Source organism: Lactobacillus sp. IBH004 (assembly GCF_026185255.2).
GTDB lineage: Bacteria > Bacillota > Bacilli > Lactobacillales > Lactobacillaceae > Lactobacillus > Lactobacillus melliventris.
In genome coordinates this window covers 1-21,920 of the sequence record NZ_CP110217.2, presented here as the reverse complement: position 1 = coordinate 21,920, position 21,920 = coordinate 1, and the positions used below count along the sequence as shown (strand labels likewise).

The following is a 21,920-nucleotide window of genomic DNA, read 5'->3' as shown; positions in this document are numbered from 1 at the left end:
AAGCATTAATTGACGAATTAAATCTTTATCAAGTGTTATTTTCATACTACCCTCTCAAATATTATGAATTAATCATAACATTTTTGTGGGTAGCCATCAATAAGCGAGGTTATAAATGACTAACAACAATTTTACAAAAGCCCAATTAGACACTCTTCTAGATAATACATACAAATTCTTTTTGGATTTTTTTGCTGATAAAGCACAGAAATATGAAAAACGTGAATTTAATAAATTTGATCCAAACCCATTTACAATTCAAGCTGCAGCTACTGGATTTTCTGAAACTATTGACGCTGAATCTATGGCAAAAGCTATAGTCTATCCTTTTGCTCTTGGAACTTCTCTATCAACAAGTTTCGGCACAAAATTTCAAGAATTTATAGTAGATAAAGTTCAAAATAATAATATCCGAGGATCACTTATTACAGGTATGGATATTGAATACATTGATGCTATAGATGGACGCCAAAAATATTGTCAAGTAAAATCAGGTCCAAACACTATTAATAAAGACGATATAAAAACTATTGAAGATCACATTATAGATATACGAAATTTAGCCAATACTAATCATATGAAAGTTAATACAAATGACGTAGTTATAGGAATTTTGTACGGTAACGATAAAAAAATGAGTAATATGTATAAGCGAATTAAAGCAGATGGATATACAGTTCTTATTGGAAATGACTTTTGGTATCATTTAACTGGGTCTAAAAAAATATATGAAGACTTAATAGAAAAAGCACAAGATGCTGCTAAACAAGCAAATTTTATGCCGAGTATTAAGAAATTGGTTAAAACCGTTCAAAAAGGTATTTTAGAAAATAAGGATACTTTTGGCTTATAAAAAGAAAAATGCATAACTAAAAATATTTGACTCTATATTTATCCTGTTGATGTCTTAGCTGCTAGTAGTTTTTTATTGCATAAAAAAGAGGACATCTTACTCTTGCTCCTTATAATAAATACTAACTCTACTCAATATTTTTATAAGGTTTTTGTCCTCTTTTAGTAAATATATTAATTTGTTCTCACTATTAAAGACCAAAACACTGTTTTGAAGATGTACATCTCACAGTCTTGTTACGGCTAAAACAATAATTGAATTACTCAAGATGTAATCTTTATTGATAATTAAATGTCAATATATTTTTTAGACCTTTTATTTTAATCATAAATTTTGTCGAATAATTCTTCAATACTTATTCTTCCTATTGAGCATTGAATATGGTGTTGTAATAGTTCTAAAAATAATGCTTTTAGGTCATCTTGATTATTTTCAGAAATAGGTATCAAGATTAAGTTATCGGGTAATTCTTCATACTTTAAATTACTTAGAAATCCCATAAGCTCTTCAGTTTTTTCAACTTTCAAGTATTGTTTATCTGGCTTTTTATTATCAAAATCTTTATTTATAGCACCATCTTTTAGAAACAGGACTCGATCCGCATAAGTTTGTAAATTCGATAATAAATGTGAAGCCATAATAATTAACTTTTGTTTCTCTTTTAAATTAACAAGCACTTTTGAAATTAATGCTACGTTTTGAGGATCTAGTCCATTCATTACCTCATCTAATAACATAACAGGAGTATCAGCAGCCACAACCATTGCAAAACATAAACGTTGCTTCATTCCTAATGAATAGGTCTCAACTTTATGATCAACATAACTACTCATATTCAGTTCGTCGATAATTCCATTAACGGATTTTTCAGGCTTATTCCATAAGTCCGCATAAAGTTTTAAATGATCTCGTCCAGTCATAAATGGAAATAATTCACTTTGATCGGGAAAAGCACATATCTGTTTATGTAATTTAACAATATCATGCTCATTTTTATAGCGCATCCCATTATATTCAACAAAACCTTTTTGAGGTGTAAGGTTATGCAAAATAATATTAATTAAAGTAGATTTACCTGTACCATTGGGTGCAACTAATCCAATGATTTGTCCCTTTTCAAAGGCAAGAGATAAATCAGTAAAAATCTTTTTTTCACCAAAATTTAGAGTTAAATGATTAATTTTTAACATTGCATTTCACCTCATTTAATTAAAGGTATTTTCTTTATTCTATAAATTAACAACATAACTAGTTCAATAGCTAAAACTGTTAGTACTAAAGGCACAATTCCGGCATTGAAGCCCCATCCTGGAGTATCCATTAAATAAGATAAGTTACCAGATAGGCTATCACCAATTGTAAAATACGTGGTTGGCAAATATTGTAAAAATGGATAAACAAAACCCATTCCCGATGAGAAATACAGTACCTTCCCAGCTACCGCAAATAAACTGGAAAGAATTTCTGCAACGTATTCATTTCTGCTTAATAAAGATATCAAGAGTGTTAAACGGATAAATATAAACACAATCAGTATTGCAAAAATACTCAGCTGCAAATAATACGTTCCTAACGTTAAATAAGTAAAAGGCACTTTAAAATATAGTCTTCCCATATAAAAAGTAGTCCTTAAATTAAATGATCCCAGTCCATATTTGGGAGCAATACATACTACTGCTATAATAAACGCCATCAAGAAATCAAGCAGGACGCCAATCTCAACTACTGCGGTTTTTAGCCACAAGATAGTACTTTTGTTTAGGGGAATATTTTTTACTACCGTACGATATTTATAATCATTAGTAAGAATATCAGCTGCAAAAAAGATAACAATTATTATTAAAATTAAAGTTGTCCAACCAGATAAAGAGTTTTGAATTCGCTGCAGTGCTGTTCTTTCTTCCAACACGTTCTTATTTAATTTTGCTTTACTAGCTAAAAGTGCATTATAAAGGTGATAAGTTTGTTGATAGCCATAATGTCCATTTTCTTTATAAATTCCATTATGTCCATACTCAACTGGATACATATAATTTTGATTTTCTTCAACGAAGATCAAATTATCAACATACTTGTACCACTTACTAGAATATAAAGCATACTCTTTCCAGTCATTTGCTTTTAATGCTGCTAATCTTTTTTTATCATATTTAAGTATTGTAGGATAGGTTGCAATCGCATCTTTTGCTCCTGCGCTTGGATCTATCGTAAGCCACGGCTTTCTTGCTTGTTCATATTGTTTTTTAGCACTTTTAAGAAAGGCAGTATCATTCTTATATTCTTTTTGAATAGAGTATGGATCAACACGATTAATGACATGATGATTAGGTACACTTACCAGGCCAAAATATAGAGATAACAAAGCAGTGGCAATATATAATCCGATATTTTTAGGATTAACAAAAAAGGCTTTTAATTGAGAAATAAAATAATGCCATCTCATCTTACTCTCCTCCCTTTATTGACCAAATAACTAAAACAACTCATAAATATTAGTGACCAAATCATTAATATTAGTGCACCAGTACAACAATTTAAGAAATTCAATTCGGTTGTATTAGCTACCGTTCCATTAAAAACATTAGTAATATTTAGATATGATGATGGTAGCCAAAAAAGATATTTGCTAATGGTGCCAGGAAGATAAGAAATAGCATAAACTAGCATCCCTATTAAAGTTGTTAAATAAACATTCTTAGTTAGTTGATTAAGAAATAAAGTCAATGATGTGGTAAATAATACAAGCAGAACAACATATACCAAAAATAATAAACAATAAGCCCATAATGGTATTGCGAAAATTTTATTAAAGTAAAATACATTAGGATAATTTAACGTAACAAAACCATTACGCACACCCGCAAAAATATATGCAGCTACAATTCCTATTAACACAGGGATGATAGTTAAGACAATATTGATTGTAGTTTTCCCAGAAATTTCATCTTTATTTCTATAAGGAATATTTTTCAAAAGACTGCTATGTCGTAATTTCAATATCCAAACATCATTTGAAATAAAAAGAATATAAAGGAAAATAAGGCTTCCTAACATGGACAAAATATAAACTAAATATGTTGAAGATGCTTTAGAGTTCATCACAACTGGAATGTGATGTTGATAAAGGTATTTATATGTAGCCAGTTTTTGGTAAAGCTCATATTTGGGCGGCACATTAAGAGTTTTAGCACCTTTATAATTATTCTTATAACCGTCAAGCATTGTCTCAATTAGATTTTCCGATCCTCTTAAATAAGTCTGTGGATCGGAAAACACTTCACCATTTTGCAAAACAGCAATATAAGCTGATTGTTTGCATAAATTTGCATAAGTTTGTTTATAATTTTTTTGACGAAGAGAACTACCATCAAAATAATCTTCATTTACTTGTACAGATTCATAGTAGTCCCGCCATTGACGATAGCCATCGCCAATTTTTTGAGTTTCAACTACAAAGAGGAAGAAAGTCATAGAAATTATTAATAAACAGACTAAAAGAAAGTTCTTTTTCGATTTTATTGCAATTTTAAAATTAGCTTTAAAATAATATCGATTCATAATAACCACCTTTTAGTATAAAAACAACTAACCCGTTTGCCATTTTATTTTATGAGTCATTATATTTAGAATTGAGTTAATATAATTTACTTTCCGATTTGTAAAAAAATCCCTTAGTTATTATTCCCAAAAGCTTTGATTAGATTTATAAATTAATCTAAAGCTGCAATATGTTACAATAGACTAAAACATGACCAAATACATATGCCAATAGTTTTTAACATAGCTTTTTAATCTATGGATTAGCTTAACTTTCTTCAACCTTTAAATCTAACAAAGCAGATCCTATCTTTACCTATGATCTTCTAGTTTTAACTCATAAACAAATATTTTAAAATCTTAAGAATTATTAGTTCTTTAAAATTTATTATTTAATTATACTCTTATAATTTAATTTTTCACTAATTTTTGAAATTTTGATTAAACTTAGTGCACAAAAAAGCGGGCAAAAAGCCTGCTATATCAGCCATAGTGCCTACCTAAAAGTTTTTGCGCGGAACACAGCTAAAATCGTGTGCCGTATCGTGTGCATAATTATCTTTAATAAACAAAAAATAACCTTAACTTACCAACGGAAAACATTGATATATCAAGGTTATTTTACTAATTTTATCCTTCTGAATGCTGACTAGAGGATTCGAACCTCCGACCTCATCATTACTAATGACGTGCTCTGCCAACTGAGCTAAGTCAGCATTGTCATATCTCGACAACGATATTAATTAAAACATATTCTACTAGTTTACGCAAGCATTTTTTGACTTTTTCTCAGTTTTTGTTATAACTAAGCTTTGGTAAACTTTTTAAGAGTATAGAGTATAATATAAAGATAGATTCAGAATGGAGTGGATGTAATGGCAAATTTAGCCTCGATTAGCGCCGAATTCCCCTGGGTACTACGAATTTTAGTTGCTTCCTTGTGTGGCGCACTGATCGGTTATGAACGCGCAATTCAAAGAAAAAGTGCTGGAGTGCGGACACATATTGTAGTTGCCTTCTCGTCTGCGCTATTTATGATAGTTTCAAAATACGGCTTTGGCGATTTACTAAAAATGTCTGATGTTGCTCTGGACCCTTCCAGAATTGCTGCGCAGATAGTTTCAGGTATTTCATTTATCGGTGCCGGCACAATTTTAATCAAAAAGCAACAGATCTCCGGCTTAACCACAGCTGCGGGTATCTGGGCTACGGCAGCCATCGGAATGGCAATTGGTTCTGGCCTTTATTTTATCGGAATTTTAGCGACTGCCTTTCTTTTCGTCATTCAGATGATGTTTCACGATGATACTATCATTGACAAAATCATCATGCATATCAGGTTTAATATTCAAATAGAAGCTGTCAATAAACCTAATATCTTGCATATCATCGAACAGGAACTGCAAACAAATCATGTTGAAAATGTTTCTGTCAAGATTCTTTTTGTCAGTGATGAAAGAATTATCTTTTTCGTAGACGGTATTATCAATAACAATATTAATGAAAATGATATTATCATGGCTCTGCGCAAATATCCTGACATCAAGCGGATCAGTATTGCTAGTATAGATAAATAAAGTTATATTTTTTAAGCAATAGTTAATTCTATTGTTTTTTTTGCATTATTTTTATCTAAATTGCACAAACTTACTACAATATTAATATCAACTTTTATTACGAAAGGAGAATTTATATGGCCGGACCCTTGGATTACTTACGCTGGCGCGGCGACTTAAGCTTTAAAGAAAAGCCATTTAATAGTGTTGATGCTTCACTGCTGTCATCTATTGCTTATTTGCCGGCCGATAGTTCTGCCACCAATCATACTCTAGGAGAAGTAGCGGAAAAATTGCGGAACTTGTCTTCTTTTCAACATCAAATGTATGCCGAGACTGCAACTGAAGTTATGTTGTTACCGGAAAGTCCTAGAATCGGCAACATCAAGATTCTAGATTGGACAGACAGACTGGAAAAGGAGCCTCACCCGTTACAATTTACTGCTGCCACCTTTCTTATTGACACAAAAACCATTGCTGTCGTCTTTCGCGGAACTGATGGCACTATGATTGGTTTAAATGAAGATATGGGTATGAATTACCTGCCTGAGATTTATGGTCAGGAAGTGGCAGCTAAATATTTAACAGAAATAGCACATAAATTTAGTGATCAACAAATTTACCTTTTAGGCCATTCAAAAGGAGGGAACTTTGCTCAATTTGCTTTATGTGCAGTTGAGCCTGAAATTCAAAAGCGGGTAATCAAGGCGATTAGTTTTGACGGACCGGGCTTTTTCCATAAGGTATATACGAGTCCTGGTTTCACTGCTTCTATGTCTAAAATGAAAACCTACATCCCTCAAGGTTCAATCTTTGGTGCAATGCTTGACCATCCGGAACAAACTCTGGTTGTCAAAAGTACCGTACCAATGCGCAACCAGCATGACCCTCGCCGCTGGTCAGTAGGTCGCGACAGTTTTACTCTAGCCGATGGTCTTTCTTCCAGTAGCCGCGTGATCAGACATGCTCTAATTAATTTCAATAATTCGATTCCCGATCAAGAAAGAAACGATGCCTTTTCTGATCTTTTCGAGGCTTTTGAGAATTATGACATTGATGAATTAAACCAACTAACTAGTAATAAAATAGTAGGAACCTACCGCTTTGGTCGTGCCTTTTTATCCCTTGAACCCCAAGAACGAAAGTTATTAACTCAAGTGTTAAGCAATATCTGGAATTCCTACAAAAAGAATATGACTTTGCCCTTAATGGCCAGCAACTACGACCTTTATCCTAAAAGTAATGATTCTAATAAGGCTCCAGTGTTTTATGAATTTTATGATCCTGATCGGCCGAATCTTAAACTACCAGAGAGTATTCGCCGTAAATTGCGATAAATTAATTGTTTCATGTGTAACCCAAAAAAAGATTGAGTAAACCGTTGGTCTTCTCAATCTCCTTTTTATTTATTAATTAAAAAATTAATTCTTCATTTTATCCTTAACGTCATCGACTTTGTCTTTGACGTTTTCAGTAGCTTCTTGTGCCTTATCTTTAACGTCGCCAGCAGCTTGTTGAACTTTGCCTTTGACTTCTTTAGCTTTGCCAGCTACTTTATCTTTAAAACCTTTATCAGCCATCTTAATCGATCCTTTCCCAAAAAATTAGCGAAAATTTTCTATTCACACCTTAATAGTACAATTTTGTATAATTATTGTCATTAAAAACGCCCTATTTTTTGTTAAAAGATATAAAAAAGCAAAAAGCCATAGCTTTTTACTATAAATCACCATGGCTTTTATTCTTTCTTATTCGTTAGGCTGATCATGACTATAATCGAGATTAGAAAAGCGATTATAAGGTTTAGAAAACATTAATTTTACTGTTCCCCTGCTACCTGAACGGTTCTTTTCAATAATAACCTCAACTTCGCCATTATCATCTTCAGCCGATACTTCCTTATTTTCCTCGCCTTCTTCTTCATCGCGATAATAATCATCACGGTAAAGAAAAGAGACAATGTCGGCATCTTGCTCAATTGAGCCGGATTCACGAATATCAGATAAGACAGGTCTCTTGTCCTGCCTTTGCTCAACTGACCGCGACAATTGCGACAAAGCAATAACAGGTACATGAAGCTCCTTGGCTAATTTCTTCAATTGCCGTGAAATAGCTGAAACCTCCTGCTGGCGTGATTCACTGTGCGGACCTTCAATTAACTGCAGGTAATCAATTACAATTAGGCCTAAATTGCCTTTCTCTTTAGCCAAACGGCGAGACTGTGCCCTAATCTGACTCATCTTAATTCCCGGTGTGTCATCGATATAAATATTGGCTGTTGCCAAGGATCCGGATGCAGTGACTAATTTAGGCCACTCGTCTTCATCCAGTTGACCAGTACGCAAGTGTTGCGAATTGATTAAGCCTTCAGAAGCCAGCATTCTCTGCACTAGCTGCTCCCCACTCATTTCCAAGGAAAACATTGCCACAGTTTTATCGGTATGCAAGCCGACATACTGGGCAACATTAAGTGCAAAGGAAGTCTTGCCCACTCCGGGACGTGCCGCCACAATTATTAGTTCATCATCATGAAAACCGGTAGTCATCTTATCGAGTTCCACAAACCCGGTTGGTAGACCCGTAACCATATTACCATCTTCAGGAATGTTGTTAATCTCATCAATAGTGGAGTTAACGATATCCTTGATATTACGAAAACCATTGGCATTATTTTCCGACGAAACATTCATGATCTCACTTTCGGCATTATCTAAAATGTCGGTGACATCATCGGAATCCTGCATTGCATTCGTAATGATTTTTTGACTGGCAGAAATCAGCCGCCGCAATAAAGCTTTACGGTGAACAATTTTAGCATAATAAGTGACGTGAGCAGCCGTCGGCGTGGCCATAGCCAGCTCGGAAACATAAGCTATCCCACCAATATCATCAAGCTGATTTTTCTTAGTCAGTTCATCCTGCAGCGTTAACGGATCAATTGCATCCTCACGGTCAGATAAATCAAGCATAGCTTGGAAAACCAACTGATTTGCTCTCTTATAAAAATCTTCTGGCTGAACCTCTGCACTGGCATCAGCTATGGCAGCAGGATCAATAAAAATTGCACCTAGAACGGCTTTTTCCGCTTCATCATCATGCGGTATCTGCTGTGAGACAATATTATCCATTACTTACGCCCACTTTTTTCAGAATTCAACTACAGTTTAATCCTGTTCGGTAACATGAACGCGAATTTTGCCTTCTACGCCCTTAAATAACTTAACTGGTACATTTGTGTAGCCTAAGGATTTAATTGGTTCAGGCAGGTTTAATTTGCGCTTATCTATCTTAATACCAAATTGCTTTTCTAAGCCTTCAACAATCTTTTTACCAGAAATTGAGCCAAACAGTCTGGAATCTGAACCGGCTTTAGACTTGAAATTAACTACTGTTTCATCCTTTTCTAGTTCAGACTTAATCTTTTCCGCTTCAGCTTTTTCAGCTTCATAAGTTGCCTTTTCGTTAGCAGCTACTCTTGCCAAAGTATGCATATTTGCTTTAGTTGCAGCTTTGGCTAGACCTCTCTTAAATAAAAAGTTTTGGGCATAACCATCAGGAACGTTTTTAACTTCACCGCGTTTGCCCCGGCCTTTAACATCTTTAGTAAAAATAACTTTCATTGTGCTCTCCTTTTATTCATTTTCTTGTTCATAAGTATCCACTGCATCCATCAATTTAGCAAGTGCCTCCTTAACAGATATCCCTTTAATTTGGGTAGCAGCATTAGACAAATGTCCGCCGCCGCCAAGTTTTTCCATAATAAGCTGAACGTTGATATCACCCATTGAACGAGCAGATATACCAATTGTATCCTTATTCCGTCTGGTAATTGCAAAACTGGCTTCAACATTTTCTAAATCAAGCGCCGTATCTGCAGCTTGAGCAGTAATAATAGGATCAATTTCCTTATCATCTGGCCCACATAAGACCGCCATTTTAGGCTTGATCATCTTCAAGCTGCTGACCAGTCGGGTGCGCTGCAAGAAACTAGCAATATCCTCTTTCAGCAGCTCGCTGACACCCATTGTACTTGCACCGATTGAACGCAGGTAACTGGCAGCATCAAATGTCCGAGTGCCGGTACGCAGCGAAAATTCTTTGGAATCAACTGTAATTCCCGCCAGCATTGCTGTAGCGTCAAGGTCGGTTAAAACCCGTTTACCTGAACTTGGCTGTTGGTATTCTACCATCTCAGTCACTAGTTCACAGGCAGATGAGGCATAAGGTTCAACGTACGTCAGCATCGGGTTTTCAGGGAATTCTTCACCACGACGGTGATGATCGATGACAATAATTCTATTTCTTAATTGCTCATATAATTCTTTGGAATAAGTAATAGAATATTTTGAATGGTCAACCATAACCAACATAGACTTGTCAGTCAATGCTTCTAACGCATCCCCAGGCGCGATAAAAATATCATTATCTCCCTTTACTTTTTCCATTTTAGCAACTAAGCGACTGACATCATAATTGGTTTTATTAACATCTAAGACAAAATTTGCCTTTACATGATGCAAACGGGCAATTTTAACAACACCAATACCGCTACCGACCGAATCCATGTCAGGGCTGGCATGACCAACTACAAAAACGCGGTCTGCTTCTTTGAACAGCTCACTAATCGCCTGTGAAACCATCCTTGCTCTAACTCTGGTTCTCTTTTCCATCGGATTCGATTTACCACCATAGAAACGAGCTGCTTTACCGGGTTGACTAAGAACAACTTGGTCCCCGCCTCTGCCTAACGCCAAGTCAAGGTTAGACTGCGCCTGGTCAGCTAATTCAGTAATTAAGCTGCTGCCAAAAGCAATTCCAATTGACAAAGTTAACGGTGTATTGTTACGACTTGTTTCTAAACGCATTTTATCCAAAACAGAAAACTTATCTTTTTCCATTTTAGCTAAATCTTGCATATGGAGTAATAATAAAAAGTGATCTTCATCAATGCGTTTAAGGTAAGCGTTAAAGTTTTTAGCATAATCACTCAGAGTATTCTGGACATATGCACTAGTAGCAGTCAATTCCTGGTCATGCATGGTTTCACTCAACTCATCGTAATTATCAATAAAAATCTGTCCAATAGCTAATAATTCGTTTTTATATCGTTTTTCTATTTTGGCGTAACGCGTAATATCCAGTAAATAAACCACGCCCAGGTTGTCTTGGATAACCATCTCAAATTGATGACCATCCCAATTAACTACATGGTTTTCAGCAGTTTTAGCCTTTAAGGATTCATTAATTAACTTATCCAGTTCAGGATCAACGGACGCAATTGTATGTCCAATCAGGTCTTCATTTTTTAAATAAAGCTGCAGGTACGGATTGGCCCATTGAATTTGATGATCCTTATCGTAAAGTAAAATGCCCAGGGGCATCTTAATCATTGCTTCTTGCTCGCTACGCTTAATCCGATAAGATAAACTAACAGCAAAATTGTTTGCATTACCAGCTAAGATATATGCACCATAACCGACGCATGCCACAGTTAAAATAAAGATCAAGACCATAGCCAAGCCAAATAATGGGTTCATGATCATCGCAACGATGCTGCCCAAAAGCGATAGCGCTAAGATAATAATGACTGAAGCCGTCAGCCTAGAATCTTTAATAAAAGCAGGAAATTCAAGCTTACGTAAAAAATCTTTCATGTAAGGTCCTTCCTAAAATAATGTATAATACATCATTATTATTATACATTGTATTCACTAGATAAGAAACTCCACAAGGTTCAGGTTTGAACTATCATTACTTTTTTGGTTCTTTTTACTCTCTTTAACTGTCAAAATTTAACCAGTCACTTTTATTCTTGCTTAGATAATTTATGCATAATAAAAAACCTCAAAATTATCGTAATTTCAAGGTTCTTATCAATAATTCTGCTCAGTGCTTTTCAAGCATTAGCAGAGTTTTTATTTATTAGTCTTCAGTAACAAATGGCAACAAGCCCATAATGCGAGCTCTTTCAATTGCCTTAGCTACCTTACGTTGATTCTTAGCGCTGGTGCCAGTGACACGACGTGGTAAGATTTTACCTCTCTCAGAGATAAAACGTTTCAACAAATCAACGTCCTTATAGTCAACGTAATCAATGTGGTTGGCAGCAATGTAGTCAACCTTACGACGACGATGAGCGCCGCCGCTTCTTCTTTGTTGAGCCATATCCTAGGTCCTTTCTGTTAATTTAGAATGGTAAATCATCATCAGAAATATCAATGGTATCGCCTGAACCTGCAAATGGATCTTGAGTATTATCCGGACCATTATTAGCAGTGTTATTCTGATTTGAAGCCCCCATATTAGGAGTATTATTGGTATTCTGATTACCAAAATTGCCATTGTTATTTGGTGTGTAACCACCATTTTGACCACGGGCTTCACGATCTTTACGTGATTCAAGCAATGCAAAGTTGTCAACGACAACTTCTGTTACATATACTCTTTGCCCGTCTTTATTATCGTAACTTCTGGTTTGAATTCGGCCATCTATACCAACAAGTGAGCCTTTAGACGTAAAATTACAGAAATTTTCTGCAGATTTGCGCCAAATGACACAACTGATAAAATCTGCACCTCTCTCGCCTTGAGCGTTTGTATATTGACGATCTACAGCAAGAGTAAACGTAGCAACCGAGATTCCACTCCCAGTAGTACGTAATTCAGGATCACGTGTTAAACGGCCAACAAGTACAACTCGATTAATCATACTTTAGGTCCTCCCTTTCCTAAATCACGAAAACGATAACGTTTTTGTTCTTAATTATCCAACTTTGACGGTCATTGAACGTAGAACGGCAGTATCAATCTTGGACAAACGGTCAAATTCGTTAACTGCATCAGCGTTATCAGCAGTGAAAGTCATAACGTGATATAAACCCTCACGATATTTATTAATTTCATATGCGAAATGACGCTTTTCCCAGTCTTTTGACTCAACCATCGTACCACCGTTATCGGTAATAACCTTATCATAGCTTTCAACCAATGCTTTCTTTGATTCTTCATCAATATCAGGCTTGATAATATAAGTTATTTCATACTTAGTAGTTGTCATACTAGTGCACCTCCTTCTGGACTAAATGGTTCTTGCTAAAAATCAAGAACAAGGAGTAATGAAGTTTATTACTCGCAATCTCTAATTCTAGCACATAAACAAAAAATTACCAAACTATCTTTACGTGATCCAATAAGAAATTTTCATTCCTTACTTAATATATACGTAAAATAATCTGATAATTTTTAAATATTTTTGTTTCTTAATTAGTCTTGCTCTTCTGCATTTTCTGTAGAAGCAGCTACTTCCTGGTCCTCTTCAGCCGGAACAATTGCCAGACTGGCAACTTTATTGTTGTCATTAATCTTGATCAAGCGCACACCGAGAGTGCTGCGTCCAGTTTGAGAAACATCCTTTGTCTTAAAGCGGATCATGATACCATCATCTGTGATAACCATGATATCCTGACTGCCATCGATCACGGTCACGCCTGAAAGTGGACCATTTTTCTTGGTAATGTTTGCGGTTTTAATCCCTTTACCGCCGCGGCCCTTTGTCGGATATTCAGCAGCTGCTGTTCTCTTACCGTAGCCCTTTTCAGAAATCACTAAGACTTCATCATTATTTTTAACGACACCAGAACCAACAACATAGTCATTTTCACGTAAATTAATTCCCCGAACACCGGCAGCTGTCCGTCCCATTGACCGAACAGTTTGCTCATTAAAGCGCACGGCATAACCTAAGTGGGTACCGATCAGGATATCTTGCTTGCCGTCTGTAGCCAAGACATTATTCAGCTCATCACCATCGCGCAGGGTTAATGCGATTAAGCCACTGTTGCGGATATTGCCAAATTCACTGACATGAGTACGTTTAACGGTCCCCATTTTCGTAATGAAGAATAAGTACTGGTCATCCGCATCTTCAGGAATATTAACGATAGTCTGAATCTTCTCGCCTTTTTCCAGTTGCAGTAAGTTGACTATTGGGAGACCCTTAGCAGTACGACCAAATTCTGGAATTTCATAGGCTTTCTTTGAATAAACCTTGCCCTTGTTGGTAAAGAACAGCAACATATCATGAGTACTTGAATAAATCAGGTTGGCAATAAAGTCGCCTTCTTTAACGCCCATGCCTTTGATACCTTTACCACCACGATTTTGAGTCTTAAATTCGGTAATAGGCATCCTCTTAATGTAGCCGCTGTGAGTTAATGTCAGTAAAACGTCTTGCTTTTCAATTAAATCTTCATCTTCAATTGAGACAACTTCGCTAGCGCCAATCTTAGTTCGGCGAGCATCGCCAAAACGTTTTTGAATATCCAGCAGCTCATTATAGATTATTTCATTAATGCGCTCTGGTTTTGCCAAAATGTCTTTATAATCAGCAATCTTGGCTTGTAACTCTTTATATTCGGCTTCAACTTTGTCACGCTCAAGACCGGTTAACCGTACCAGCCGCATGTCTAAGATCGCTTGTGATTGCTTATCATCAAGACCAAAACGACTGATTAAAGCAGCCTTAGCAATATCACTTGACTGACTCTGACGAATGATATGGACAATCTCATCAATGTGGTCAAGGGCGATTTGCAGACCTTCGAGAATGTGTGCTCTAGCTTCGGCTTTGGCTAATTCAAATTTAGTTCTCCGGGTAACAACATCTTCTTGGTGCTCTAAGTAATACTGCAGCATCTGCTTGAGACTGAGAAAATGCGGTGCGCCATCAACAATTGCCACCATATTCATACCAAAGTTGGCCTGCATCTGCGTCAATTTAAATAAATTATTTAACACAACACTGGCACTAGCATCACGGCGAATATCAATTGTGACTCTCATCCCTGTTTGATCTGATTCATCACGCACACCAGTAATACCATCAATAGTCTTAGCTCGCGCCAAGTCTGCAATTTTCTTAACCAGCTCAGCTTTATTAACCAAGTATGGCAACTCAGTAACGACTATTCTTTCACGACCGCTTTTTTCGGTTTCAATATTAGTATTAGCGCGAACAACAATATTGCCGCGCCCAGTTTCATAGGCCCGATAAATGCCACCGCGACCCATGATAGTACCACCTGTAGGAAAATCTGGACCCGGAATTGCCTTCATCAATTCTTTAGTAGTGACATCAGGGTTGTTCATCAACATGTGCAGACCCTTAATCACCTCTGACAAGTTATGAGGCGGTATGTTGGTCGTCATACCAACGGCAATACCACTTGTACCATTAACTAATAAGTTAGGTATTCTGGCAGGCAATACTACTGGCTCATTTTCAGAATCATCGTAATTACGCTGCCAATCAACAGTATTTTTATTGATATCGCGCAACATTTCGACGGCAATTTTGCTCATGCGCGCCTCAGTATAACGCATTGCGGCCGGCTCATCGCCATCAACAGATCCGAAATTACCGTGGCCGTCAACTAACATATAGCGGTAACTAAAATCTTGTGCCATATGGGCCATCGCCAAATAAATTGAGGAATCACCGTGAGGGTGGAACTTACCCATAACTTCTCCCACGATTCTGGCTGACTTTTTATATGGTTTATCTGGTGTAACACCTAGTTCACTCATGCCATAAAGAATCCGGCGCTGAACCGGCTTCAAGCCATCGCGCACATCGGGTAAAGCCCGCGCCACGATAACGGACATGGCATAATCCAAGAATGAACTATTCATTACGCTGGTCAAATCAACGTTTCTTATTCTGTGATCCTGACCTTGATTGTCGTTATCCATTTAAACCTCCTATGCATCCAAATTTTCAACGTATTTAGCGTTAGTCTCGATAAAATTACGCCGCGGACCTACTTCATTTCCCATCAGTAATTCAAAGACCTCATCGGCATTTTTAGCGTATTCCGGACTGACACGGTCGAGTCTTCTATTTTCAGGATTCATGGTTGTATCCCATAATTGTTCTGGATCCATTTCTCCCAATCCCTTATACCGTTGTACCAGCGGCTTAGGACTTGGCTGCAAGCTGCCCAAATAATCATGCAGTTCTTCGTCGGTATCTAAGTATCTGACGACTTTGCCTTGACGCACTTGGTATAGAGGTGGACGAGCGATATAAACATAGCCCTTTTCAATCATCGGACGCATGTAATTGTAAAAGAGGGTTAAAAGCAGTGTCCGAATGTGGGCGCCATCGACATCGGCATCTGTCATAATAATTAATTTATGATAACGGGCCTTGGAAACATCAAAGTCAGCACCAAAGCCGGTTCCCAAAGCCGTGAAAAGTGAACGAATTTCTTGATTAGCCAAAATGCGGTCCATTGAAGCTTTTTCAACATTCAAAATCTTACCACGAATTGGCAAAATAGCTTGGGTCAGCCTTGAGCGTCCCTGCTTGGCAGAGCCGCCAGCAGAATTACCCTCAACTATGAATAATTCAGAAATGCTGGGGTCATTACTGGTGTTATCAGCTAATTTACCCGGCAAGTTAGCAATTTCCAGACCTGATTTTTTACGAGTCACCTCACGCGCACGTTTAGCAGCTGTCCGGGCACGTTCAGCTAACTGAGCTTTTTCAACAATTTTCCGACCAACTTGCGGATTTTCCATTAAGAAGCGATTGAAAGTTTCAGAAAAAGCACGATCTACAGCTGTCCGAGCATCAGAGTTGCCTAATTTAGTCTTAGTCTGACCTTCAAATTGCGGGTTAGGGTGCTTAACTGATACGACAGCTGTCATCCCTTCACGAATATCTTCTCCTGAAAGATTGTCATCACTATCTTTTAACAGCTTAGTCTTATGAGCATAATCATTAACTACCCGTGTTAAAGCCGTCTTGAACCCTGCTTCGTGCATCCCACCTTCATAGGTATGGATATTGTTAGCAAAAGTCATCAGTGTTGTTTTATAGCCTTTTGTATATTGCAAAGATACTTCAACGTTAATATCGTTGTCATTTCCTTCTACATAGATCGGCTCATCAAATAATACTTCTGTATCACGATTTAAGAACGAAACATATTCCTGAATACCACCTTCATAGTGATAAACATCTGTTTCCGCGCTGTCTTTGCGCTTGTCGGTAAATGTTAATTTCAAGCCCTTATTTAAAAAGGCCAGTTCACGGATACGATTTTTGAGGATCTTGTCATCAAAAGAAGTGGTTTCAGTAAAGATATCTGGATCTGGGAAAAAGTGCACTATGGTACCATGTTCAGATAAAGGCACAGTCCCCGTTACTTTCATTTCATCAACTACGCGACCACGACTAAAGTCAATAAAGTACTTTTTACCATCACGCATTGTTGTGACATCTAGCTTAGTTGATAAAGCATTCACGACAGAAGCACCTACTCCGTGCAAACCGCCTGAAACCTTATAGCCGCCACCACCAAATTTACCACCAGCGTGTAAGACAGTAAAAACAGTTTCAAGAGCTGGTCGACCCGTCTTTTTTTCAATATCGACCGGAATACCACGACCATCGTCTTGAACAGTTACACTGCCATCCTCATTAATTGTAACTTCAATCTTGCTGGCAAAACCGGCTAAGCTTTCGTCGATACCATTATCAATTATTTCCCACACTAAGTGGTGCAAACCCTGAGAGCTGGTAGAGCCAATATACATTCCTGGACGCTTACGAACTGCTTCAAGTCCGCCTAAGACCTGAATCTGACTGGCATTATATTTATCGGCTTCTTTTTCATATTGCTTAATTTGCTTAAGATTTTCTTTGTTACTATCTGCCATGCAATTTCCCCTCTTCTAAATAAATTTGTCCAGATTTAATGCGGTATATTTTCGGCTTCTTAATTATTTCCCAGGAAATACCCTCAAGATCTGTCGTCGTAATAAATGTTTGTGTTTTACCGTGAATGTAATTGAGTAAGGCACTTTGGCGGTTATGGTCAAGCTCACTCATGACATCATCAAGTAATAATAACGGATATTCATCAGTTAACTGGTGCACAAGCTGAATCTCAGCCAGTTTAATACTAAGCGCGATTGTCCTCTGCTGTCCTTGAGAGCCATATAAATGAGCGTTTTTACCATCAAGTTCAAACTCAATGTCATCCCTGTGAGGACCGCTTAAGGTCGTGCCTTTGAGAATTTCAAGCCTTTGATTTTTTTGAAAATTGTCTAACACTTTATGATAAACTTCTTCGACGCTATCTCTTGCAGTTATTTCTTTTACCGATGGCCGATAAGTTACTTCCAGCTTTTCAGCGCTGGTACTGATGTGAGCGTAAGCATCTTGAGCATATTGATCTAAATAATTTAAAAATTGAAAGCGGCGGACTATTACTTCTGCCGCAACACCGGCTAGTTGATCCGACAAAACTTCCAAAAACATGGTGTCATGCGCTTCACCCTTGGCCAATTGTTTCAAATAATTATTCTTTTGCTGCAATACCTGCTTATACTTGCCTGCAAAATAAAGGTATTCGGCACTAATTTGACCAAACTCCTGATCCATGAATCGCCGCCTTAAGTTGGGTGCCCCTTTAATCAGGTCTAAATCTTCCGGAGAAAATAAAATAGCGTTTAATTGTCCCACATATTTGGATAATTTCGCTTGTTCAACCCGATTAACCCAAACTTTCTTGCCTTTAGTGGTAATTAAAACCCGCAAAGATAGATCAATTTGACTTTTATAAATGTGACCAGAAACATTGGCATAGTCCTTACCAAAAGCGATTAGTTCTTTATCATTACTGGTTCTATGAGAACGAGTTAGGGCCAAAAAATAAATCGCTTCAAGTAAATTAGTTTTGCCTTGCGCGTTCTGACCTATAAAAATATTGACATTGGGATCAAAGTCAACCTCAAATTGCTGCAAATTGCGGTAATTTTGTGCAATAAAATGCTTGAGATACATCCACAGCTACCGCAATTCATAAGTTTCGTGAGCAATTTCTAGCGTATCGCCAGGGTGTAATTTTTTACCACGCCGATTTTCTTTGATCCCATTCAGTAAAACTGGGTTTTCTCGCAGATACCATTTAGCCTGTCCACCTGAAGAAACAATACTTTCTTCTTTTAAAAACTGACCCAGAGTAATATATTCGCTTGTTACTTTAAATTCTTTGATCATAACCACCTTCACACCATTAACTACCTATAATAAGTATATTCGTTTCACAATCAAAAAACAACTAAAAGCCCATATAAAGCCATATAAACGGATTTTTTTAAAATAAACATTTCATAGTAAATGACACTAAAAATAAACCAGCATGCTTTTTTGTTCGATTATAAAAATTTAGTCAGAAAAAAAGCCATCAGTTGATGACTTTTTCTTTTTATTAAGAATGAAAGCTTAGAAAGTTCTCACCGGTGTAATTAGCTGGACAAAATCAATGTCGGTTTTATCAGGATTTACAGTAAATGGCCGCAATGGTTGCGTGAAATCCATAATGACGGAATCAGTCACCGAAGCCTTTAATGCATCACGCAAATAATCAGGATTAAAGGAAATCTTTAAATTCTCACCTTCAAGTTTCTTAAAACTAACATCTTCTTCAACATTCCCAATTTCTGCTGATTCACCAGATAATTTGGCACTTTGTTTTTTAGTATCCAGTGTCAAATCAACTACGTTATTGCGTCCTGCATGTGTCAGTAAACTTGCCCGATCAAGCGCACTTGAAAGCTCCATTAAGTCAAATTCTACAGTTGTTGTGCTGTCAGTGGGTATCAAGCGTTCAGTGTCAGGATAGCTGCCTTCAAGTAGACGTGAATAAAACAGAATGTTGCCAATTTCAAAAAGTACCTGATTTTCACCCGGACAAACTTTAATCTCCGGATCAGTTTCTCCGATAATACGTGCAAGTTCCAGTAAACTCTTTCCCGGAATGATTAAGTCTGTTTTTGTTTGTGGTCCATTTTCTAAAGTCAACGCGCGACTGGACAGTCTATGTGAATCTGTGGCTACCGCATGAATTTTATCAGGACTAAAGGTGAAGTGGACACCAGTCAGCACTAAGCGACTTTCTTGAGTTGCAACCGCAAATTGAGTTTCATTGATAATTTCCCGAAAAGTTTTTCCCGAAATAACAAAAGAGGACTCGTCTGGAATTTCCGGTAATCTTGGGTAGTTATTAGCATCTAAACCATTAATAGTGAACTCACTGTTTTCAGAAATAATTTGTGTTTGGAAACTTTCTTTAACTTCCAAAGAAAATTCTTTTCCCGGTAAGCGTCTAATAATCTCACTAAAAAATCTTGCCGGTAACACAACTGATCCGGTTGAATCAACGGTCAGGTCTTCACTAACTGGTATTTTGATTTCAATTGAAATATCAGTATCACTCCCAGTGAGAAGTAATTCCGTTTCCGTTAAATTTAGCTTGATACCGCTAAGAATCGGTATAGTTGCTCTGGATGAAATGGCATGCATTACATTGTTTAAATTATCTAAAAAAAGATTCCTGTTAACTGTAAATTTCATTTGGTGCCTCCTGTTATTTTGTCTATATCCTTTATATTAATTATATATTTAATTAGTAGTATTAGTAGGTCCTGTGATTTCTGTTGAAAAGACACATTAGCCTTAAAATAACGTAATTATTGCGGTTAAAAAGATGTGTACAAGTCCGTTATTTATCCACAGTTGATAACTTCTTAGCGTCTTAGCGGTCAAGCATTTGTTTTAAATCAAAAACAGCGGTCTTGATGTCAGAATTGGTCTTAATTTCACGACTAATTTTTTCATAAGCATGCATCACTGTTGTATGATCCTTACCGCCAAACTCCTGTCCGATTTTAGGAAGACTGGAGTCAGTTAATTCACGGGATAAATACATAGCAATTTGTCTTGGAACGACAATCTGTCTGACCCGCTTTTTCCCTTTTAATTCGTAAGTTGAGGTTTGGAAATAATTGGCAACAACTTCTTGAATTTTAGAAATTTGCAGACCTTGGTTTTTCTGGACTAATTTGAGATCAGCCAATGCTTCACGAGCCAGATTGACATTGATATCCTCGTGCTCAATTGTTGCATGTGCCTGTACTTTCACCAAAGCTCCTTCTAGTTCACGGATATTAGTGTCAACTTGGGAAGCAATATAATCGAGTGTATTATCATCAATTATTAAATTTTCGGCTTCGGCTTTTTTACGTAAGATTGCGATCCGTGTTTCTAGGTCTGGTGGGGTAATTTCTACTTGCAGACCCCAAGTAAATCGTGATACTAGCCGTTCTGACAAATCAGGAATTTCGGTAGGCAGCCGGTCACTCGTCATGACTATTTGTTTCTGATCATTATAAAGGGTCTCAAAAGTATGGAAGAACTCCTCTTGAATACCTTCTTTTTTAGCAAAAAATTGAATATCATCAACTAGTAATAAGTCGCAGGTTCGATATTTAGCGCGAAATTGATCTTGCGTTTTGTTTTTGATTGAATTTATAAAATCATTAACGAAAGTTTCACTTTGGATGTAGACAACCTTGGCATTAGGCCGTTCTGCCAACATTTGATGGCCGATAGCCTGCATCAAGTGTGTTTTACCTAAACCTACACCGCCAAAAATAAAAAGGGGGTTGTAAAAACTACCTGGACTGTCAGCCACAGCTAAAGCTGCACCGGCTGCCAGCTTATTGCCTTCGCCTTGAACAAAATTATCAAAAGTATATTTTTCATTAAGCTTAAGGTTACGAACAAAGGCATTTTCCATTTGCGGCCGTGAATTTGCGGACATTGCCTCACTTTTTGGTTTAGGCGTTACAATGCGCTCAGTACTTTGATCGCCCTCAATTTGAAAGACAGGCATAACCTCAATATTAGCGTAGCCATATGCAGATTGAATTAATTGTGAAGCTAAATTCTTTTCCCAATATCCTTTGGTTACAGGATTTTGTACGGCAATTTTTAATTCGTGAGTTTCTTTATTATAAGAAATTGGTCTGGTATTTTTAAACCAGGCATTATATGCAACTTCATTAAAATGTTCACGCATTTCTGTATTAAAATGCTGCCAAAATTTATTAATGTCAAACAA

At 36.9% G+C, this 21,920-nt stretch carries 19 protein-coding genes and 1 tRNA gene; 3 read left to right on the top strand and 17 right to left on the bottom strand.

All coding sequences use genetic code 11. The features are described 5' to 3' along the window. The first annotated feature begins 115 nt into the window (after positions 1–115). On the top strand, positions 116–853 hold the full coding sequence (locus tag LDX54_RS00100) for a PmeII family type II restriction endonuclease (protein WP_265667260.1): 738 nt from the start codon (positions 116–118) through the stop codon (positions 851–853). 320 nt (positions 854–1,173) lie between these two features. On the opposite strand, the gene LDX54_RS00095 is transcribed toward LDX54_RS00100, so the two are convergent. From LDX54_RS00095 to LDX54_RS00080, 4 genes are all read right to left on the bottom strand, one after another. Beyond that, positions 1,174–2,043 (bottom strand): ATP-binding cassette domain-containing protein, encoded by an 870-nt coding sequence (locus LDX54_RS00095; protein ID WP_046323988.1) that lies wholly within the window; start codon positions 2,041–2,043, stop codon positions 1,174–1,176. Between the two features lie 11 nt (positions 2,044–2,054). After that, positions 2,055–3,296 carry a tellurium resistance protein TerC gene (locus LDX54_RS00090; RefSeq protein ID WP_265667262.1) on the bottom strand — a complete coding sequence of 414 codons (1,242 nt, stop codon included), beginning with the start codon at positions 3,294–3,296 and terminating at the stop codon, positions 2,055–2,057. Further along, positions 3,293–4,411 carry an ABC transporter permease gene (locus LDX54_RS00085; RefSeq protein ID WP_265667263.1) on the bottom strand — a complete coding sequence of 373 codons (1,119 nt, stop codon included), beginning with the start codon at positions 4,409–4,411 and terminating at the stop codon, positions 3,293–3,295. Before LDX54_RS00085 ends, LDX54_RS00090 begins: the two co-directional genes overlap by 4 nt. Before the next feature lie 622 nt (positions 4,412–5,033). Continuing rightward, positions 5,034–5,106, bottom strand: a tRNA-Thr gene (locus LDX54_RS00080). A gap of 159 nt (positions 5,107–5,265) precedes the next feature. Here LDX54_RS00080 and LDX54_RS00075 point away from each other — a divergent pair. Both LDX54_RS00075 and LDX54_RS00070 read left to right on the top strand, forming a co-directional pair. Next, on the top strand, positions 5,266–5,967 hold the full coding sequence (locus tag LDX54_RS00075) for an MgtC/SapB family protein (protein ID WP_046323985.1): 702 nt from the start codon (positions 5,266–5,268) through the stop codon (positions 5,965–5,967). Between the two features lie 116 nt (positions 5,968–6,083). Next, a complete protein-coding gene (locus tag LDX54_RS00070; protein ID WP_265667264.1) occupies positions 6,084–7,283 on the top strand; it encodes a DUF2974 domain-containing protein in 1,200 nt (399 codons plus the stop codon). Positions 7,284–7,367: 84 nt separating this feature from the next. Here LDX54_RS00070 and LDX54_RS00065 read toward each other — a convergent pair whose 3' ends face one another. From LDX54_RS00065 to dnaA, 13 genes are all read right to left on the bottom strand, one after another. Continuing rightward, positions 7,368–7,526, bottom strand: coding sequence for a CsbD family protein (locus tag LDX54_RS00065; protein ID WP_110445323.1), 159 nt, complete (start codon positions 7,524–7,526; stop codon positions 7,368–7,370). Between the two features lie 168 nt (positions 7,527–7,694). After that, a complete protein-coding gene (dnaB, locus tag LDX54_RS00060) occupies positions 7,695–9,074 on the bottom strand; it encodes a replicative DNA helicase (protein WP_046323983.1) in 1,380 nt (459 codons plus the stop codon). 36 nt (positions 9,075–9,110) lie between these two features. Further along, positions 9,111–9,566, bottom strand: coding sequence for a 50S ribosomal protein L9 (rplI, locus tag LDX54_RS00055; RefSeq protein ID WP_187157000.1), 456 nt, complete (start codon positions 9,564–9,566; stop codon positions 9,111–9,113). 12 nt (positions 9,567–9,578) lie between these two features. Beyond that, complete coding sequence (locus tag LDX54_RS00050; protein ID WP_122037050.1) at positions 9,579–11,600, bottom strand: DHH family phosphoesterase; 2,022 nt, start codon at positions 11,598–11,600, stop codon at positions 9,579–9,581. A gap of 268 nt (positions 11,601–11,868) precedes the next feature. Further along, positions 11,869–12,111, bottom strand: a complete 243-nt coding sequence (rpsR, locus tag LDX54_RS00045; RefSeq protein ID WP_034978630.1) for a 30S ribosomal protein S18 — start codon at positions 12,109–12,111, stop codon at positions 11,869–11,871. A 22-nt stretch (positions 12,112–12,133) separates the two neighbouring features. Continuing rightward, complete coding sequence (gene ssb, locus LDX54_RS00040; RefSeq protein ID WP_046323980.1) at positions 12,134–12,655, bottom strand: single-stranded DNA-binding protein; 522 nt, start codon at positions 12,653–12,655, stop codon at positions 12,134–12,136. A 54-nt stretch (positions 12,656–12,709) separates the two neighbouring features. Then, complete coding sequence (gene rpsF, locus LDX54_RS00035) at positions 12,710–13,003, bottom strand: 30S ribosomal protein S6 (protein WP_046323979.1); 294 nt, start codon at positions 13,001–13,003, stop codon at positions 12,710–12,712. Positions 13,004–13,209: 206 nt separating this feature from the next. Further along, entirely contained in the window at positions 13,210–15,696 is a 2,487-nt protein-coding gene (gyrA, locus tag LDX54_RS00030) for a DNA gyrase subunit A (RefSeq protein ID WP_122025400.1), read from the bottom strand. Between the two features lie 9 nt (positions 15,697–15,705). Continuing rightward, entirely contained in the window at positions 15,706–17,670 is a 1,965-nt protein-coding gene (gyrB, locus tag LDX54_RS00025; RefSeq protein WP_046323977.1) for a DNA topoisomerase (ATP-hydrolyzing) subunit B, read from the bottom strand. Next, on the bottom strand, positions 17,660–18,799 hold the full coding sequence (gene recF / locus LDX54_RS00020; RefSeq protein ID WP_265667266.1) for a DNA replication/repair protein RecF: 1,140 nt from the start codon (positions 18,797–18,799) through the stop codon (positions 17,660–17,662). The genes gyrB and recF overlap by 11 nt, the downstream gene beginning before the upstream one ends. A gap of 6 nt (positions 18,800–18,805) precedes the next feature. Next, positions 18,806–19,015 carry a S4 domain-containing protein YaaA gene (yaaA, locus tag LDX54_RS00015; RefSeq protein WP_265667267.1) on the bottom strand — a complete coding sequence of 70 codons (210 nt, stop codon included), beginning with the start codon at positions 19,013–19,015 and terminating at the stop codon, positions 18,806–18,808. A gap of 225 nt (positions 19,016–19,240) precedes the next feature. Then, positions 19,241–20,371, bottom strand: coding sequence for a DNA polymerase III subunit beta (gene dnaN / locus LDX54_RS00010; RefSeq protein ID WP_265667268.1), 1,131 nt, complete (start codon positions 20,369–20,371; stop codon positions 19,241–19,243). 181 nt (positions 20,372–20,552) lie between these two features. Further along, a complete protein-coding gene (gene dnaA, locus LDX54_RS00005; RefSeq protein WP_122037046.1) occupies positions 20,553–21,920 on the bottom strand; it encodes a chromosomal replication initiator protein DnaA in 1,368 nt (455 codons plus the stop codon).

Excerpts from the sequence above, each read along its gene's own strand:
- LDX54_RS00050 (WP_122037050.1), bottom strand. The coding sequence starts at position 11,600 with ATGAAAGATTTTTTACGTAAGCTTGAATTTCCTGCTTTTATTAAAGAT.
- gyrA (WP_122025400.1), bottom strand. The coding sequence starts at position 15,696 with ATGGATAACGACAATCAAGGTCAGGATCACAGAATAAGAAACGTTGAT.
- LDX54_RS00090 (WP_265667262.1), bottom strand. The coding sequence starts at position 3,296 with ATGAGATGGCATTATTTTATTTCTCAATTAAAAGCCTTTTTTGTTAAT.
- dnaN (WP_265667268.1), bottom strand. The coding sequence starts at position 20,371 with ATGAAATTTACAGTTAACAGGAATCTTTTTTTAGATAATTTAAACAAT.
- LDX54_RS00100 (WP_265667260.1), top strand. The coding sequence starts at position 116 with ATGACTAACAACAATTTTACAAAAGCCCAATTAGACACTCTTCTAGAT.
- dnaB (WP_046323983.1), bottom strand. The coding sequence starts at position 9,074 with ATGGATAATATTGTCTCACAGCAGATACCGCATGATGATGAAGCGGAA.
- rpsR (WP_034978630.1), bottom strand. The coding sequence starts at position 12,111 with ATGGCTCAACAAAGAAGAAGCGGCGGCGCTCATCGTCGTCGTAAGGTT.
- LDX54_RS00070 (WP_265667264.1), top strand. The coding sequence starts at position 6,084 with ATGGCCGGACCCTTGGATTACTTACGCTGGCGCGGCGACTTAAGCTTT.
- gyrB (WP_046323977.1), bottom strand. The coding sequence starts at position 17,670 with ATGGCAGATAGTAACAAAGAAAATCTTAAGCAAATTAAGCAATATGAA.
- rplI (WP_187157000.1), bottom strand. The coding sequence starts at position 9,566 with ATGAAAGTTATTTTTACTAAAGATGTTAAAGGCCGGGGCAAACGCGGT.
- LDX54_RS00085 (WP_265667263.1), bottom strand. The coding sequence starts at position 4,411 with ATGAATCGATATTATTTTAAAGCTAATTTTAAAATTGCAATAAAATCG.
- rpsF (WP_046323979.1), bottom strand. The coding sequence starts at position 13,003 with ATGACAACTACTAAGTATGAAATAACTTATATTATCAAGCCTGATATT.
- ssb (WP_046323980.1), bottom strand. The coding sequence starts at position 12,655 with ATGATTAATCGAGTTGTACTTGTTGGCCGTTTAACACGTGATCCTGAA.
- LDX54_RS00065 (WP_110445323.1), bottom strand. The coding sequence starts at position 7,526 with ATGGCTGATAAAGGTTTTAAAGATAAAGTAGCTGGCAAAGCTAAAGAA.
- recF (WP_265667266.1), bottom strand. The coding sequence starts at position 18,799 with ATGTATCTCAAGCATTTTATTGCACAAAATTACCGCAATTTGCAGCAA.
- LDX54_RS00095 (WP_046323988.1), bottom strand. The coding sequence starts at position 2,043 with ATGTTAAAAATTAATCATTTAACTCTAAATTTTGGTGAAAAAAAGATT.
- yaaA (WP_265667267.1), bottom strand. The coding sequence starts at position 19,015 with ATGATCAAAGAATTTAAAGTAACAAGCGAATATATTACTCTGGGTCAG.
- LDX54_RS00075 (WP_046323985.1), top strand. The coding sequence starts at position 5,266 with ATGGCAAATTTAGCCTCGATTAGCGCCGAATTCCCCTGGGTACTACGA.